The following is a 17155-nucleotide window of genomic DNA, read 5'->3' on the forward strand; positions in this document are numbered from 1 at the left end:
GCGGGCCCGGGTGCGCCGGGCCCGCTCGGGATGGACCGATCAGCTGTCGGTCTTGCCGAAGTTGAAGTAGTCGATCCAGTTGTCGGACGTCCAGGCGTAGCCGGTGACCTTGCTGGAGACCAGCACGTTCGGCTGCACCTGCCCGATGAACACGATCGGCGACTGGTCCAGGTAGATCCTCTCCGCGGCGTTCCAGGCCCGCCCCGCCTCGGGGGACAGCGCGTCCGGGAGCGTGTTGCCGGTGGCGAGGGCGTCCTGGAAGGGCTTGTCGTACCAGTCCGCGAAGTTGTTGGCGCCGTTCGGTGCGGTGTAGACGAGCAGCTCGTACGGCGGGGTCAGGGTGATGGCGTAGTCCCGCAGGATGAACGCCTGCGACGTGTGGTTGGTCCGCTGCTGCGCGAACTCCGACGCAGGCATCTCGTCGATGGTGATGGTGAAGCCTGCCGCCTTGGCCTGGGTCTGGATCTGGATGGCCGCCTCGCGCACGTCCGGCTCGGCCGCCGACACGGCCAGCGTGAACTCCACGCCGTTCGGGAACCCGGCCTGGGCCAGCAGTGCCTTCGCCTTGCCCGGGTCGTACGTGTAGTCCGGGAACCCCGCGTTGGAGTAGCCGGGGGCGTCGTCGAGGAGGAAACCCGGGCCCTTGCGCTGGGCCAGCCCACGGTAGACGTTGTCGATGATCTGCTGGTACGGCGTCGCGTAGGCCATGGCCTGTCGGACCAGCGTGTTGTCGAACGGCGCCTTGTTGGTCACCAGCGGCATCATGATGTAGGTGTTCGGGTTGCTCACCTGCGGAGCGATCAGGGTCGGGTCCGTCGACAGAGCGGCGGAGTCCGCCGGGGTCACGTTCTCGGCCAGGTCCGCGTCACCGTTCTTGACGGCGTTGGCGCGAGTGCCGGGGTCGGCCACGATCCGGATGTTGATCGTCTTGACCTTGGGGGCGCCGAGCACGAAGTCGTCGCGCGCGGTCATCGTCACGGACTGGCCGGGCTTGTAGTCGGTGACCTTGTAGGGACCGAAGCCGTAGTTCGGGTTCTGAGCGGACCACTTGACCGCGTACGGGTCGTCCGGGGTCACGTGCTTCTTGAGCTCCGTGCTGTCGTAGATCTGCCCGCAGAGGTCGGACAGCAGGGCGAGGAAGGTCGTGCCCAGGCCGGCGTTCGGGATGGTGAAGCTGACGGTCTTGTCGTCGATCTTCTTCAGCTGCTGTGCCGGGTCGGTGAGCGACGGGGCCATGATGCCCGCGGCCAGCGAACCCGGGGTGCCGAACTTGCGCTCGTAGCTCCAGAGCACGTCGTCCGCGGTGAGCTCGTTGCCCGCCACGCTGATCGCGTCGGACAGATGGAAGGTGTAGGTGAGGCCGTCGGGGCTGACGTCGTAGCTCGACGCCAGGTACGGCCCGTAGTTGTAGACGTCCTGCTGCTGCACGCCGCGGCCCTGCGGAGAGTCGACGAACGGCTTGCGCAGCAGCGTCGCCTGGACGTTCTTGCCCTGCTCGAAGCCGCCGAAGCCGTCGTCGAGCGTCCAGGTGATGCCGGTGTCGGGGGTGACGATGGTCATCGTCGTGGAGTCGCCGCCCGCGGCGGTGCCCGGGTTGTTGGCCGACGACGAGCACGCGACGGCGAAGGCCGTCAGCGCGGTGAGCACGACGGCGGCGCGCGAACGCCGCCACCTGCCTGTCGACCGCCGCGGCGGGGTGCCCCCGGGGGTGTGGGCTGCGGACATGGACGGGCTCCTTCGATGGGCTGCGGACGTGCGGGGGCAGGGGCCACCCACCCGGCGGAGGGGCCGCCGGTCGGGGTGGGGCGGAGAGGGGTCAGTCGTCGCCGAAGAGACGGCGTCCGACCCCGGACACGGCGAACACGGTGAGGGCGAGCGCGATCGCCGGGAACAGCGCGGACCACCACCGGCCCGAGGCCGCCCCCGGGGCGCCGATCGCGATCATCGAGCCCCACTCGGGGGTGGGCGGGTGGAGGCCGACGCCGAGGAAGCCCAGACCCGCGGTCAGCACGATCGCGGATCCGAAGACCAGGGACGCGTTCTCCAGCGCGGGCCACGACGAGTTGGGCAGCACGTGCTTGGCGATCAGCGCGAGCTCGGAGTCCCCGGAGATCCGGGCGGCGTCGAGAAAGGCCTCGCCGCGGACCCGGAGCACCTCGGTCCGGACGAGGCGCGCCTGGTTCGGCAGCAGGATGACCGTCAGGGCGAGGGTCAGCGAGGGGATGGTCGCCCCGAAGAAGGCGATCAGCACCAGGCCGATGATGATGGCGGGCACCGCCTGCGCCAGGTCCAGCGCTCGCGAGATCCCACGCGCCAGCGTGCCGACCGGACCCCGCCGGGACTCGTTCATCCCGACGGTCAGGCCGACCAGGATGCCGAGCGAGGTCGCCAGCACCGTGGTGATCAGCCCGATCAGCAGGTTGTTGCGCGTCGCGGCGATGGTCCGCGAGAACACGTCCATTCCGGCGGAGTCGGTACCGAACCAGTGCGTCGCGCCCGGCATCAGGTCCGGTCGGTCCACGACCTCGACCGGACTGAACGGCACGACGACGGGCCCGACGACGGCCAGCAGGAGCAGGATCGCGGCGGGCACCAGGGCGACCGAGGCGAAACCCGGCCTGCGGGGGCGCCGCCGCTCGGCAGGGGCGGACGGTGTGCCCGGGTCCAGGGTGAGGGTCATGGCTCAGCCTCCGGCGACCGCAACGCCGGGCTCGGTCCCGACGGAACGGGAGGCCGCGCACGGCGGACGAGAGCCCAGCGTGCGTCGGGGTCCCACGACTCCCACAGGGCGCTGACGACGTCCATCCACTCCTCGGCCATCGCGTAGCGCTCGGCGTGGTCGAGATGCTTGTCGAAGCCGAAGTTCTGCGCGACCCGGTGGGTCACCGAGGTGACGACGTTGACCCCGGCCCGTCCCCCGGTGAGATGGTCGAGGGTGACCATCGAGCGGGCCGCGAGGTAGGGCGGGTACTGGATGGTCGACATCGTGACGGCGATGCCGATGTGCTCGGTGGCCGCGGCGAGCAGCGGCACGAGCGGGACCGGGTCGTTCTTCGGCGCCATCAGGCCGTACTTGAGCGTGGTCTCCGCGGACCCGCCGTAGGTGTCCTCCACCATCGAGGTGTCCTCGATGAACAACAGGTCGAAGCCCGCCCGCTCCAGCGAGGTCGTCAGGTCGACGTAGAGGTCCGGTTGCGTCCATTCGGTCATCGACCGGCCCGCCCACTCCCCGTACCAGGGCTGCATGCCGAACCCGTTGCCCAGGAACCAGCCGAGACGGAACATCTAGAAGCTCCTCAGGTTGTCGCGGAAGTGCTCGTGGGCGTAGCCGGTGCGGATCAGCCCCCGGCGGCGCAGCGCCGGACACAGCCCCTCGGTGATCTCGCGGATGTACTGCCTGCTGGTCGGCTGCGCCAGGAACATGAAGCCGTCCCCGCCGACGTACTCCATCGCCTTGTCCATCTCGTCCGCGATGTGGTCCGGCGTGCCGACGAGCTCCATGCTCGCCACCCTCATGTCGCAGGCGGCGTCCTTGATCGTGCGGCCGCCGAAAACCTTCTTCCACCCCTCGAACGTCCCCTGGTGACCGTTCGTGGTCACGTCGTCCGGGATCGGCTGGTCGGGGTCGAGCACCGAGAAGTCGATCTCCATGATCGCCGCGAAGTGCACCATCTGGGCCTCGAAGTTCCGCTGCTTGTCCGCCCGGAACGCCGCCTGCTTCGCCAGCGCCTCGTCCATCGTCCGACCGATGATCGGGGCGACGACGAAGAAGATCTTGATCTCGTCGGGGTCGCGGCCGAAGCGTTCCGCACGGAGGCGGATGTCGTCTCGGTACTCCTTCATCCCGTCCAGGCCGTGGGGGATGCAGAGCAGCATGTCGGCGTTCTTCGCGGCGAAGTCCCGGCCTCGCGGGGAGGCGCCCGCCTGGCAGATCACCGGCCTGCCCTGCGGACTGCGGGGGGTGTTCAACGGGCCGCGCACCGAGAAGTGGGTGCCCTGGTGGTGGATCGGGGCGACCTTCGTGTGGTCGGCGTAGTACCCCGTGACCGGGTCGGCGACGATGGCGTCCGGCGCCCAGGACTCCCAGAGCCCCTTGACGACCTCGACGAACTCCTCGGCGATCTCGTAGCGGAGATCGTGTTCGGGCAGCTCGTCCATCCCGAAGTTCTGCGCGACGCGGTCCTCGCTCGAGGTCACGATGTTCCACCCGACCCGGCCGCGGGTCACGTGGTCGAGCGTGGAGAACGCGCGGGCGAGCAGGTAGGGCGGGTAGAACGTGGTGCTGGCCGTGCCGACGATGCCGATGTGCTCGGTCGCGTAGGCGAGCATCGAGATCACCGGTACCGGATCGAGCTTGGGCGCGTACATGGCGTGCTTGAGCTCGAGCTCGGCGGTGCCGGCATAGATGTCGGAGACCATGAGCGAGTCCTCGAGCATCATGAAGTCGAAGCCCGCCCGTTCCATGTCACGGACCATGTCGACGTAGTACCGCGCGTCGGTCCAGCTCAGCGCGTCGTTCGACCAGCCGGTGCGCCACTCGGGCGCGGTGAGGTTGCCGAACCAGCCGAGCCGAAACGGCGTTGCAGCCATCGTTGACGTCCTTTCGTGTCACGTGCTCAGGTAGGAAAACCGGGTGCGGTGTCGCTGCGGGGTCGCTGCCGTAGCGAACCCGTTTCGCCCCGGCGAGCGCTCATCACGACGCTCTGACCTGCAGCGACGAGATCTGAACGGGTGAAACCGCCGAGACCGGACGGGCCGGGGCACTCAGAACGAGCGCAGGTTCTCCCGGAACGTCGCATGGCGGAAACCCGTTCGTATCAAGCCCCGCCGAGCCAGCTCCGGACAGAGCCCCTCGGTGATGTCCGCGATGTACGAGCGGCTCGGGGGCTGGGAGAGGAACATGAAGCCGTCCCCGCCGACGTGCTCCATCGCCTCCTCCATCCGGTCCGCGACGGTGGCCGGGCTGCCGATCAGCTCGATGCTGCCGATGCGCATGGCGCCCGCGGCCTCCCTGATGGGTCTGCCGCCGAACGCCTCCTTCCAGATGGCGAACTGCCCCTGGTGACCGTTGGTGGTGACGTCGTCCGGGATGGGCAGGTCGGGGTCGAAGACGGAGAAGTCGATCTCCATCGTGGCGGCGAAGTTCACCATCTGGAACTCGTAGTTGCGCTGCGCGTGCGCGAGATAGTCCTCGTGCTTGGCCCGGGCCTCCTCGTCGGTGCGCCCGACCACCGGCTCCACGACGAAGAACACCTTCACGTCGTCCGGGTCCCTGCCGTGGGCCGCCGCCCGGGCCCGGATGTCGTCTCGGTACTCCTTCATCCCGTCCAACCCGTTCGGGATGGTCAACAGCATGTCGGCGTTGGCGGCCGCGAACGCGCGGCCCTTGGGCGACGCGCCCGCCTGGCAGATGACGGGGCGGCCCTGCGGACTCGGCGGCGTGTTCAGCGGACCGCGCACCGTGAAGAACTCACCGTCGTGATGGATCGGAGCGACCTTGGTGTGATCGGCGTAGTAGCCGGTGGTGGCGTCGGCCAGGATCGCGTCCGGCGCCCACGAGGCCCACAGCTTCCGGACGACGTCCACGAACTCGCCCGCCATGTCGTAGCGGCGGTCGTGCTCGGGGATCCTCTCCATCCCGAAGTTCTGCGCAGCCCGGTCCTCGGACGAGGTGACCGCGTTCCAGCCGACCCGGCCGCGGGTCACGTGATCCAGCGTCGAGAACGCCCTGGCCAGCAGGTACGGCGGGTAGAAGGTGGTGCTCGCGGTGCCCACGATCCCGATGTGCTCGGTCGCGTAGGCCAGCATCGAGATCACCGGCACCGGGTCCAGCTTCGGGGCGTAGACGGCATGCTTCAGCTCGAGCTCGGCGGTACCGGCGTAGATGTCGGAGACCATCAGGGAGTCCTCGAGCATCATGAAGTCGAAGCCCGCACGCTCCATGGCCTGGACCATCTCGACGTGGAACCGGCCGTCCGTCCACCCGGTCGCGTCGTCGGTGGACCAGCCGTCGCGCCACTCGGGGGCGGTCAGGTTGCCGAACCAGCCCAGGCGGAAGGGGGTGGCCATCAGAACGCCAGGAGGTTGTCGCGGAACGGGACGTTGTCGAACCCGTCTCGGATCAGCCCGCGCCTGCGCAGCGCCGGGCTGAGCCCGTCCGCGTACTCGGCGAGCGTCCGTGGGTTGAGCGCCCGCGGTTGGTAGAGGAGGAACCCGTCTCCGCCGACTTCGTCCATGAGCTCACCCATCTCGGCCGCGACGGTGTCCGGGGACCCGATCAAACCCAGGTCGCCGATCTGCCGCACGCCGGTCACGACCTCGCGCAGCGTCTTGTCCTCGTTGCCGACGACGTACTGCCGCATGGAGCTCTGCTCACCGTTGCCGAGGATGTCCGGCATCGTCGCGTCGAGCTCGAACGTCGAGAAGTCCACGGTGCCACCGCTGATGTAGGACAACTGCCAGAGGATCTGCTCGATGTGGTGCCGGTCGTGCACGGCGGCCCTGCGCTGAGCCTCGCGGTCCCGGGCGTGGGCGTCGCTCTCCCCGAGCATCGGGGTCACCAGGAACATCACCTTCAGATCGCCCGGCTTCCGCCCGTGCGCGATCAACCGCTGGTGCATGTCCTCGCGGAACGCCTTCATCTGCTCCACGCTGTGCCCCATCGCCAGCATGGTGTCCGCGTACCGCGCCGCGAGCTCCCGGCCGGGCACCGAGTTCCCCGCCTGCCCGACGACCGGGCGACCCTGGGGCCCCGGGATCGTGTTGAGCGGGCCCCGGACCTTGTAGTACTTACCGGAGTGATCGATCGTGTGGACCTTGGTGTGGTCGGCGTAGAGCGGCGTCTCGGTGTCCGCGACGACCGCGCCGGGCTCCCAGGAGTCCCAGAGGCGGGTGACGACGTCCATCCACTCCCCCGCCATGGCGTAGCGCTCGTCATGGGGCAGGTGCTCGTCGTACCCGAAGTTCTGGGCGACCCGATGGGTCACCGACGTCACCACGTTGACGCCCGCGCGGCCGTCCGTCAGATGGTCGAGCGTGGTCATCAGCCGGGCCGCCGTGTACGGGGCGTACTGGATCGTCGACATCGTGTTGATGATCCCGATGTGCTTCGATCCGGCCGCCATCAGCGGGACCAACGGCAGCGGGTCGTTCTTCGGCGCCATCTCGCCGTGCGCCAGGGTCCACGCCGCCGAGCCGCCGAAGGTGTCCTCGATCATCGCCGTGTCCTCGATGAACACGAAGTCATAGCCTCCGCTCTCCAGTGCCGTCGCCATCTCCACATAGCGGCGCGGCCTCATCCAGTCGCGCCAGGCCCGTCCGTCGAAGGTGCCGCGGCCGGGCTGGATGCCGAAGCCCGAGCCGAGGAACCAACCGAGATGGAACATGGGGCGCAGTCCTTTCGTGCGCGCCTCGCCGCGCCGTCGGCGGTGGCGGCGTGCGGAGCGGGGGTGGGGCCCTGTCGAGCGAGCCGGACCGGCATAACGAAAACGGCGAATCGTGACCGGTGTGGATCGGACCCGTGCCGGGCGTGTTTCGCGAGGACGAGGCGCTCCTCGCAGGGCCCTGAGCAGCGGTTTCCCTTCGTCGACAGCGGACAACGCCGAGATCGGGCCCGAACCGGTCGTCACTGACAGTCACCGCCCCCGTCGCTTCGCTCCGCGTAGTTCACCGGCGGGTCCGCCGCGGTCCTGGTCTGGACCTCTCTCCGGGCTCGCGCTGCCGGGCGTCCTGGCCTTCGCCCCTTCGTGCTGCTGCTGGCCGACAGCTACGAAGGCGAGACGATCTACCGCGTGTGGCTGTTCAGCTCCCTGTGGACGGCCAGCTCGCGATCGACCATCACGAGCCCTCCGAGCTCGCCGCCGCCGAGAACCTCCACGCGAACGCCCCCGCCGGCTCCACCTTCGTCCTGGGCGACCAGAGCGTCGTCACCCGCGCCGCGGCCGGCTGGAACCGGATCAACGTGGACTACGGCGGACACCCCGCCCTGGTCAGCGGCATGGCCGTGCCCCAGCGCGGCACGCTCACCGACCTCGCCACGATCCACGACCTCGTCGCCTCCGGCGGCGGCACGGCCCGGTTCCTGGTGATCAGCGACAACATGGAGACCTACTCCGAGTATGTCGGCCACCAGCGGCCCGGCCGCCTCACCGCCCTGCCCACGGATCCGGCGACCACGCCGAGCTGGACGGTCTGATATCGGAACCAGAGCACGACCATCTACCGCCCGCGATGACAGTCGATCATGTTGTGACCCCGCCGTGACCCAGTGTTCACCCGGATGTCGGCCACTCCAGCCCACCCAGGGCTTGCCCCGTGCGGAAGAATCGCGGCGGTGAGCAGCACGGGCGGAGATCAGGGCGAGAAGAAGACGACCAGGCGGACCCCCGCGCGCAAGCCGGCCACCCGTCGTCGGACCAGCCCGGTGCCCGCCGCCACGCCGCGGGCGGACCGGCCCGCGGGCAACCCCGGCCCCGCGGCCGAGCCCACCAGCGTCAGCACCGCCACCGCCCCCACCGCGGGGGCCGCGCCGATCAGCCCGCCCGCCCCCACGACGCTCGCCGCGCCGAGCGGGCTTCCGGAGAACCGCTATCTCAACCGCGAGCTGTCGTGGCTGGACTTCAACTCCCGGGTGCTCGCGCTGGCCGAGGACACCTCCCAGCCGCTGCTGGAGCGGGCGAAGTTCCTCGCGATCTTCGCCAGCAACCTGGACGAGTTCTACATGGTCCGGGTGGCCGGGCTGAAGCGTCGGGACGAGACCGGGCTGGCGGTGCGCAGCGCGGACGGGCTCTCCCCCCGCGAGCAGCTCGCGCGGATCCACCAGCGCAGCCAGGCCATCTCCGAGGCGCACGCCCGCGTGTTCCTGGACGAGGTCCGGCCCGAGCTGGCCCAGAGCGGCATCCACATCCGCCGCTGGAGCGACCTGTCCGAGATCCAGCGCGGGCGGCTGAGCGACTACTTCGCCGCGCAGGTCTTCCCGGTGCTCACCCCGCTCGCCGTGGACCCCGCGCACCCCTTCCCCTACATCTCCGGGCTGTCGCTGAACCTGGCCGTCACGGTGCGGGACACCGAGTCCCGCACCGAGCGGTTCGCCAGGGTCAAGGTGCCCAACAACGTCCCCCGCCTGGTCCGCGTGCAGGACGACGAGGGCAAGCCGGGCCGAGACGTCACGTTCCTGCCGATCGAGGACCTGATCGCGGCGCACCTCGGCGAGCTCTTCCCCGGCCTGGAGGTCGCGGAGGTACACGCCTTCCGGGTCACCCGCAACGCCGACCTGGAGGTCGAGGAGGACCGGGACGAGGACCTGCTGCAGGCCCTCGAGCGGGAGCTCGCCCGCCGCCGGTTCGGCCCGCCGGTCCGGCTCGAGGTCGTCGACACCATGTCCGACCACGTGCTGGAGCTGCTGCTGCGCGAGCTGGACGTGGACCCGGGGGACGTCGTCACCGTCCCCGGTCTGCTGGACCTGACCTGCCTCTGGGAGGTCTACGCCGCGGACCGCCCGGACCTCAAGGACGAGCCCTTCCGCCCGGCCACCCACCCGGCCTTCGCCGACCGGGAGACCCCGAAGAGCATCTTCGCCACCCTGCGGGACGGAGACGTCCTGGTCCACCACCCCTACGACTCCTTCTCGACGAGCGTGCAGCGCTTCATCGAGCAGGCGGCGGCGGACCCGAACGTGCTGGCCATCAAGCAGACGCTCTACCGCACCTCCGGCGACTCGCCGATAGTGGACGCGCTGATCGACGCCGCCGCCGAGGGCAAGCAGGTCGTCGCGCTGGTGGAGATCAAGGCCCGGTTCGACGAGATGGCGAACATCCGCTGGGCGCGCGAGCTGGAGAAGGCGGGCGTGCACGTCGTCTACGGGCTGGTCGGCCTGAAGACGCACTGCAAGACCTCCCTGGTCGTGCGCCAGGAGGGCTCCACGATCCGCCGGTACTGCCACGTCGGCACGGGCAACTACAACCCCAAGACCGCCCGGCTCTACGAGGACGTCGGCGTGCTCACCGCCGACCCCACCATCGGCGCGGACCTCACGGACCTGTTCAACTCGCTGACCGGCTACTCCCGGCAGACGTCCTACCGCAGCCTGCTGGTCGCGCCCTACGGCGTGCGGCGCGGCATCGTGCGCCGCATCGAGGACGAGATCGAGGCGCACCGGGCCGGGGACGAGCGGGCGCGCATCCAGATCAAGGTCAACTCCCTGGTCGACGAGCAGGTCATCGACGCGCTCTACCGCGCCTCGCAGGCGGGCGTGCCCGTGGACGTCGTGGTGCGCGGAATCTGTGCCATCCGGCCCGGCATCGAGGGGCTCAGCGAGAATATCCAGGTGCGTTCCATCCTCGGGCGCTTCCTGGAGCACTCGCGGATCTTCCACTTCGGCTCGACCGCCGAGTACTGGATCGGCAGCGCGGACATGATGCACCGCAACCTGGACCGCCGGGTCGAGGTGCTGCTCCGGGTGGCGGACCCGACGCTCTCCGGCCAGCTCGCGGACGTCTTCGAGTCCTGCCTCGACCCCGCCACCCGCTGCTGGACGCTGGTGGACGACCGGTGGGAGCCCTCCCCGCCGCCCGGCACGGACCTGGAGAAGGTGCGCGACCACCAGGCCGAGATGATGATCATCCACTCCGCACGGACACTCGACACCGAATGACCGACCTGCACGCTGCCCTGGGCGCCGACGTGCTGGCCGCGGGGACGGTGCTGTGGCGTCCCGCGGGCGGTGACGTCGAGGTCGCGGTGGTGCACCGGCCACGCTACGACGACTGGTCGCTGCCCAAGGGCAAGCTGGACCCCGGCGAGAGCCTGGCCGCCTGCGCGCTGCGGGAGACCCTCGAGGAGACCGGGGTCGCAGCGCGGCTCGGACAGCGGATCGGGGACGTCCGCTACCCCGTCCCGGAGGGCCGCAAGCTCGTCCGCTACTGGGCCGCCGAGGCGGTCGCGGCGCCCGAGTTCACCCCGAACGACGAGGTGGACGAGCTGCGGTGGGTCCCCGTCGCCGAGGCCGTCGACCTGATGGCCTACCCGCACGACCGGCACGTCCTGCGCCGGTTCCGGCCCCCCCGCTCGGTGCTGGTGGTGGTCCGGCACGCCAAGGCGGGCAACCGCGAGAGCTGGGAGGGAGACGACGACCTGCGCCCGCTGTCCGGCGTCGGCCGCAGCCAGGCCGAGCACCTGGTCGGGTTCCTCGGCCGGTTCGGCCCGGAGCGGTACCACTCCGCCCTCCCGATCCGCTGCGTGGACACCCTGCGCCCGACGGTCGGCACCGCTCCGATCACACCCGAGCCACTGCTGGGCGAGGAGGGCTACTGGGCGAACCCCGCGGCGGGCCTCGCCCGCTTCCGCGAGCTGCTCGCCCGGCCCGGGGTCACCGTCCTGTGCAGCCAGGGCGGGGTGATCCCGGACGTCGTCGCCACCCTGCTCGAGGAGACCGGCGCGAACGCCACCGGGGTCCCGTCCCCGCGGGAGAAGCCGGTCCCCAGCCGCAAGGCGAGCACCTGGGTGCTCACCGCGGACGCCGCGGGGACGCTGCGCACCGCGGACTACTACCCCGCGCCCGCCTGACCGGGGCTCCCCGCCCACCCGAGCCCTCGGCCACGCCGGCCCGACGGGGCGCCGGGGGCGGGCGACCGCCCCCGGCACCATCGGGAGTCCGCTACTTCTTCGCCTTCGCCTTCTTGGCGGGCTTCTCGGCCGCCTTCTCCGCGGTCGCCTTCTTCGCGGCGGCCTTGGCCGGGGCGGCCTTGGCCGCGGTCTTGGCCGCGGTCTTGGTGGGCGCGGTCTTGGTCGCCGCGGTCTTGGGCGCGGACTTCGCCGCCGCGGTCTTGGGCGCCGCCGTCTTGCTCGCCGCGGTCTTCGTCGCCGTGCTCTTGGCGGTCGTCCTGGTCGCGGCAGGCTTCGCGGCGGGGGCCTTCCTCGCGGCAGGCTTGGCGGGCGCGTCCTCGCTGAAGCCGCCGGACGAGCGGGCCGCGGTCCGGGTCGCGGGCCGCGCCGTGGTGGAGCGCGCGGCCCGAGCCGGCGGGGCCTTCCGCGCCGGGGCGGTGGGCTTGCCGCCGGTGCTCACCGTGGACCGGAACGCGGTGCCCGGCCGGAAGGCGGGCACGGTGGTCGCAGGCACCGGGACCGTCTCGCCGGTCCGGGGGTTGCGGGCCACTCGAGCGGCGCGCGCCCGGGCCTCGAACACCCCGAACCCGGTGAGGGTCACCGAGCCGCCGCCGCCGACCGTGTCGGTGATGATCTCGAGCACGCCGTCCACAGCGGACGCAGCGGTCCGCTTGTCGCCGAGCTTCTCCGCGAGGGCTTCCACCAGCTGCGTCTTGTTCATGGCCCCGCACGGTATTCCCTCATGGCGTGTTGCGCCAGCGTGAACTCGTTGTGCCACAACGGCAAACGCCGCCCACCTCGCGAGGTGAGCGGCGTTTGCGCAGGTCAGGAGGTCGTAACCGGTTTGAACGCGGGTCGCGAGGCCTCGAAGTCCGTGATCATCTGCTCGTGGCGCAGGGTCAGCCCGATGTCGTCGAGCCCCTCCAGCAGCCGCCAGCGGATGTAGTCGTCGATCTCGAACGGCACGGTGAGGTCGTTGGCCTGCACGGTCTTCTCGGTCAGGTCGACGGTCACCTCGGTGCCCGGCTCGTTCTCCAGCAGCTTCCACAGCAGCTCGACGTCCGGCTGCGCGACCTGCGCGGCCACCAGACCGGCCTTGGCGGAGTTGCCGCGGAAGATGTCCGCGAACCGCGAGGAGATGACGACGCGGAACCCGTAGTCCATCAGCGCCCAGACGGCGTGCTCGCGCGAGGAGCCGGTGCCGAAGTCCGAGCCCGCCACCAGCACCGAGCCACGGTCGAACGGCTCCTGGTTGAGGATGAACGACTCGTCGTTGCGCCAGGCCGAGAACAGCCCGTCCTCGAACCCGGTGCGGGTCACGCGCTTGAGGTAGACCGCCGGGATGATCTGGTCGGTGTCCACGTTGGACCGGCGCAGCGGGACGCCGATCCCGGTGTGGGAGCTGAACTTCTCCATCAGACCAGGTCCTCCGGGCTGCTCAGGGTCCCGCGCACCGCGGTCGCGGCGGCGACCAGGGGGGAGACCAGGTGGGTGCGGCCGCCCTTGCCCTGGCGGCCCTCGAAGTTGCGGTTGGAGGTGGACGCGCTGCGCTCACCGGGCGCGAGCTGGTCCGGGTTCATGCCCAGACACATCGAGCAGCCCGCGGAGCGCCACTCGGCCCCGGCGTCGGTGAAGACCTTGTCCAGGCCCTCCTCCTCGGCCTGGAACCGCACGCGCATCGACCCCGGGACGACCAGCATCCGGACCCCGTCGGCCACCTTGCGGCCGTTCATGATCTCGGCGGTGGCGCGGAGGTCCTCGATGCGGCCGTTGGTGCAGGAGCCCACGAACACGGTGTCGACCTGCACCGAGCGCAGCGGCTGGCCGGCCTCGAGACCCATGTAGGTCAACGCCTTCTCGGCGGCGACGCGCTCGTTCTCGTCCACGATCGACGCGGGGTCCGGGACGTTCTCCGACAGCGGCAGGCCCTGCCCGGGGTTGGTGCCCCAGGTGACGAAGGGGGTCAACGAGTCCGCGTCGATGTCCACCTCGGCGTCGAACGTCGCGTCGGGGTCGGTGCGCAGCTCGCGCCAGTCCGCGAGGGCCGCGTCCCAGTCCGCGCCCTGCGGTGCGTGGTCGCGGCCCTTCAGGTAGGCGAACGTGGTCTCGTCCGGAGCGATCATGCCCGCGCGGGCTCCCGCCTCGATCGACATGTTGCAGATCGTCATCCGGGCCTCCATCGACAGGGCGTCGATGACGTTGCCGCGGTACTCCAGCACGTAGCCCTGGCCGCCGCCGGTGCCGATCTGCGCGATGATCGCGAGCACGACGTCCTTGCTCGTGACGCCCGGCCGCAGCCGCCCGTCGGCCGAGTTCACGTTGATCGCCATGGTCTTGAACCGCTTGAGCGGTAGGGTCTGCGTGGCCAGCACGTGCTCCACCTCGGACGTGCCGATGCCGAACGCCATGGCGCCGAAGGCCCCGTGCGTGGAGGTGTGCGAGTCCCCGCAGACGACCGTGGTGCCCGGCTGGGTCAGCCCCAGCTGCGGCCCGACGACGTGCACGATCCCCTGCTCCGGGTCGTTCATCGGGTAGAGCCGCACGCCGAACTCCGCGCAGTTGCGGCGCAGGGTCTCGACCTGGGTCCGGGAGACGGGATCGGCGATCGGGGCGAGCACGTCCAGCGTGGGGACGTTGTGGTCCTCGGTGGCGAGCGTGAGGTCCGGCCTCCGGACGGGGCGACCGGCGAGCCGTAGCCCGTCGAACGCCTGCGGGCTCGTCACCTCGTGCACGAGGTGCAGGTCGATGTAGAGCAGGTCGGGTTCCTGCCCCTCGCCCCTGCGGACCAGGTGCTGGTCCCAGACCTTCTCGGCCAGCGTGCGTCCCACCGCTGCCGCCTCCTTCAGTGTGAGCTTCGTGTCCCGGTGGTGGCGTTCCCAGGATATGGGACTAAAGTATCGAGACGTGAGACAGTCTAGCGGCATCGGCGTGCTCGACAAGGCCGTGGGCGTGTTGCGTGCGGCGGCGGACGAACCGATGGGCCTCGCGGAGCTGTGCGAGGCCACCGGCCTGCCCCGCGCCACGGCCCACCGGCTCGCCGTCGGCCTGGAGGTACACGGCCTGCTCCAGCGCGGGTCGGACGGCCGGTGGCGCCCAGGCCCCACCCTCGCCGAGCTGGCGGGCGGGCACGCGGACCCGCTGCTGGAGGCCGCGACCGCCGTGCTGCCGCGGCTGCGGGACATCACCGGGGAGAGCGTGCAGCTCTACCGGCGGGACGGGATGCACCGGGTGTGCATCGCCGCCGCCGAGCCCGCCGCGGGGCTGCGGGACACCGTGCCCGTCGGGACCCGGCTGCCGATGACCGCGGGGTCCGGCGCGAAGGTGCTGGCCGCGTGGGCCGATCCGGCCACCCAGCGGGCGGTGCTCGGGGCGGCGTCGTTCACCGATCGCGTGCTCGTGGACGTCCGCCGGCGCGGCTGGGCGCAGAGCGTGGCCGAGCGGGAGTCCGGGGTCTCGAGCGTGTCCGCGCCGGTGCGGGACGGGCAGGGCCAGGTCGTGGCCGCCGTGTCGGTCAGCGGGCCGGTCGACCGGATCGGGCGGCGGCCGGGGGTGCGGTGGGCGGCGGACCTGCTGGCCGCGGCCGAGGCGCTGCAGCACCGACTCTGAGAGTCTGAGCACCTCTCACCGAGCCCGCGGCTACGTCCGTCGCACGGGTGGGAGGTCACGTGCCGCGGTGGCTAACGTGGCCCGTGTCCGGGTCGATGGACCCGACGTACCTGGCGCCCGCTCCCCCGCACTCGGCGCCGCGACGGAACGGTGGCGATGAACCCCTACCTGCTCGGTGTCGATGTGGGCACCACGCGGACCGCGGCGGCGATCGGCCGCCCGGGCGGCGCGCCCGAGGCCGTGCCGCTGGGCGAGCGGGCCGTCGACATGCCGTCGGTGGTGTACCTCGGCGAGGACGACATCCTCGTCGGCGAGGCGGCCGAGCGGTTCGCCACGACCGAGCCCGAGCGCGTCGCGCGGGAGTTCAAGCGCCGCGTCGGGGACCCCACGCCGATCGTCGCGGGCGGGCGCGGATGGTCGCCCGAGGAACTCTGTGCGCTCCTGGTGCGCCGGGTCGTCGACCAGGTGGCCGCGCGCGAGGGCGGGCCCGCCGAGCGGATCGCCGTCACCCATCCCGCCGCCTGGGGCGAGCACAAGCGCGAGCTGTTCGCCGGGGCGCTGCTGGACCAGGGCGTCTCCGTCACGCTGCTCGCCGAGCCGCAGGCCGCGGCGCTGCACTACGCGGCGAACGAGCGGCTGCACCCGGGCGCGATCGTCGCGGTGTACGACCTGGGCGGCGGGACGTTCGACGCCGCCGTCGTCCAGCGGGACGTCACCGGGTTCTCGCTGCTCGGCAGGCCCGAGGGACTCGAGCACCTGGGCGGGGTGGACTTCGACCAGGCGGTGTTCGACCACGTCGCGCAGGGCGCCCCCGCGGCCTTCGAGACCCTGGACGACACCGATCCCGAGATCCGCGGCGCCCTCGCGGCACTGCGTCGGGAGTGCGCGGAGGCCAAGGAGGCACTGTCGGCGGACACCGAGGTGTCGGTCCGGGTGCCGCTGCCCGGGGCGGGCGGGTCGGTGCGGCTGCACCGCAGCGAGTTCGAGCGGGAGATCCGGTCGTCGATCGAGGAGACGGTCGCGGCGCTGCGCCGGGCCGTCGCCTCCGCGGGGGTCACGCCGGAGGCGTTGGCCGCCGTGCTGCTGGTCGGCGGGTCCTCGCGGATCCCGCTGGTGCCGCAGCTGGTGTCACAGGAACTGGGGCGGCCGGTGGCCGTCGACGCGGAGCCCAAGCAGGCCGTCGCCAAGGGTGCGGTGGCGGCGCTGGGCGCGACTCGGAACGGAGCCATGGCTGTGCAGGGAACCGGGGACTTCGCCACGCCGCCGACGGGGACCGGGCGGTACCCGTCCGAGGCGCCGACCGCCTATGCGCCGCTCGGCGCCGAGGCGGCGACGACGTACGCGCCGGGACCGGAGGCGCCCACCGCGTACGCGGACCCGTACGCCGACCCGGGCTACGGCCTCTTCTCCGGCCCGAACTCCGACGCGCGCACCGAGCTCCTCCCCACCGACGAGCAGCAGACCCGCTTCGCCCCGGCCCCGCCGCCCCCGCCCGGCAGCCTGTTCGACTCCTACGCCGACTACGAGACCGACCGGCCCAAGGGCCGCTCGCCCATCCTCGTCGTGGCGGCGGGCGGGCTGGTCGCCGCGCTCGCGGTGATCGGCGCGGTCGCGTTCTGGCCGGAGGGCCCCTCCTCGGGCAACGCCGCGAACCGGGTGGACACCAGCGCGATCGCCCCGGCCCCGGAGGCTCCGGTCGCCACCCTGCCGCCGGTGGCGGAGGAGACGACGGAGGCCGACGCCCCGATTCGCCGCACACCCACCACGACCCGGCGGGTCGTCCCCACGACGACACCGGTCGTTCCCGTCGTTCCGGTGGAGCCGACCGTGCCCATCGAGCCCACGACCGTCCCCGCGACCACCACACCGCCGCCCCCCACGACGACCACCACCGTCGTGGTCCCGCCCCCGGACCCCGCCGACCCCCCCAAGCCGCTGCGCTGATCGC

Annotated in this window: 14 protein-coding genes; 5 read left to right on the forward strand and 9 right to left on the reverse strand. The window is 71.5% G+C overall.

The window, feature by feature from the left end; genetic code table 11:
• Positions 1–39 precede the first annotated feature (39 nt).
• From ABD993_RS30135 to ABD993_RS30160, 6 genes are all read right to left on the reverse strand, one after another.
• Positions 40–1725 (reverse strand): ABC transporter substrate-binding protein, encoded by a 1686-nt coding sequence (locus ABD993_RS30135; RefSeq protein WP_345426009.1) that lies wholly within the window; start codon positions 1723–1725, stop codon positions 40–42.
• 91 nt (positions 1726–1816) lie between these two features.
• Entirely contained in the window at positions 1817–2680 is an 864-nt protein-coding gene (locus ABD993_RS30140) for an ABC transporter permease (protein ID WP_345426011.1), read from the reverse strand.
• A complete protein-coding gene (locus ABD993_RS30145; protein ID WP_345426013.1) occupies positions 2677–3285 on the reverse strand; it encodes an LLM class flavin-dependent oxidoreductase in 609 nt (202 codons plus the stop codon). Before ABD993_RS30145 ends, ABD993_RS30140 begins: the two co-directional genes overlap by 4 nt.
• Positions 3286–4590, reverse strand: a complete 1305-nt coding sequence (locus ABD993_RS30150; protein WP_345426015.1) for an NtaA/DmoA family FMN-dependent monooxygenase — start codon at positions 4588–4590, stop codon at positions 3286–3288.
• A 174-nt stretch (positions 4591–4764) separates the two neighbouring features.
• A complete protein-coding gene (locus tag ABD993_RS30155) occupies positions 4765–6069 on the reverse strand; it encodes an NtaA/DmoA family FMN-dependent monooxygenase (protein WP_345426017.1) in 1305 nt (434 codons plus the stop codon).
• Positions 6069–7385, reverse strand: a complete 1317-nt coding sequence (locus ABD993_RS30160; protein ID WP_345426019.1) for an NtaA/DmoA family FMN-dependent monooxygenase — start codon at positions 7383–7385, stop codon at positions 6069–6071. Before ABD993_RS30160 ends, ABD993_RS30155 begins: the two co-directional genes overlap by 1 nt.
• A 407-nt stretch (positions 7386–7792) precedes the next feature.
• On the opposite strand from ABD993_RS30160, the gene ABD993_RS30165 reads away from it, so the two are divergent.
• The 3 genes from ABD993_RS30165 (at position 7793) to ABD993_RS30175 (ending at position 11562) form a co-directional block, all read left to right on the forward strand.
• Entirely contained in the window at positions 7793–8194 is a 402-nt protein-coding gene (locus tag ABD993_RS30165) for a hypothetical protein (RefSeq protein WP_345426021.1), read from the forward strand.
• 84 nt (positions 8195–8278) lie between these two features.
• Entirely contained in the window at positions 8279–10651 is a 2373-nt protein-coding gene (locus ABD993_RS30170) for an RNA degradosome polyphosphate kinase (protein ID WP_425569194.1), read from the forward strand.
• On the forward strand, positions 10648–11562 hold the full coding sequence (locus ABD993_RS30175; protein ID WP_345426025.1) for an NUDIX hydrolase: 915 nt from the start codon (positions 10648–10650) through the stop codon (positions 11560–11562). Before ABD993_RS30170 ends, ABD993_RS30175 begins: the two co-directional genes overlap by 4 nt.
• Before the next feature lie 91 nt (positions 11563–11653).
• On the opposite strand, the gene ABD993_RS30180 is transcribed toward ABD993_RS30175, so the two are convergent.
• The 3 genes from ABD993_RS30180 to leuC form a co-directional block, all read right to left on the reverse strand.
• A complete protein-coding gene (locus tag ABD993_RS30180) occupies positions 11654–12322 on the reverse strand; it encodes an HU family DNA-binding protein (RefSeq protein ID WP_345426027.1) in 669 nt (222 codons plus the stop codon).
• A gap of 104 nt (positions 12323–12426) precedes the next feature.
• A complete protein-coding gene (gene leuD, locus ABD993_RS30185; RefSeq protein ID WP_345426029.1) occupies positions 12427–13017 on the reverse strand; it encodes a 3-isopropylmalate dehydratase small subunit in 591 nt (196 codons plus the stop codon).
• Positions 13017–14429, reverse strand: a complete 1413-nt coding sequence (gene leuC / locus ABD993_RS30190; protein WP_345426031.1) for a 3-isopropylmalate dehydratase large subunit — start codon at positions 14427–14429, stop codon at positions 13017–13019. Before leuC ends, leuD begins: the two co-directional genes overlap by 1 nt.
• Before the next feature lie 76 nt (positions 14430–14505).
• Here leuC and ABD993_RS30195 point away from each other — a divergent pair, with 76 nt between their 5' ends.
• Both ABD993_RS30195 and ABD993_RS30200 read left to right on the forward strand, forming a co-directional pair.
• Positions 14506–15207 carry an IclR family transcriptional regulator gene (locus tag ABD993_RS30195; protein WP_345426033.1) on the forward strand — a complete coding sequence of 234 codons (702 nt, stop codon included), beginning with the start codon at positions 14506–14508 and terminating at the stop codon, positions 15205–15207.
• Between the two features lie 156 nt (positions 15208–15363).
• Positions 15364–17151, forward strand: a complete 1788-nt coding sequence (locus ABD993_RS30200) for an Hsp70 family protein (protein ID WP_345426035.1) — start codon at positions 15364–15366, stop codon at positions 17149–17151.
• The last annotated feature ends 4 nt before the right edge of the window (positions 17152–17155 follow it).

Source organism: Pseudonocardia xishanensis, from assembly GCF_039541715.1.
Classification (GTDB): Bacteria; Actinomycetota; Actinomycetes; order Mycobacteriales; family Pseudonocardiaceae; genus Pseudonocardia; species Pseudonocardia xishanensis.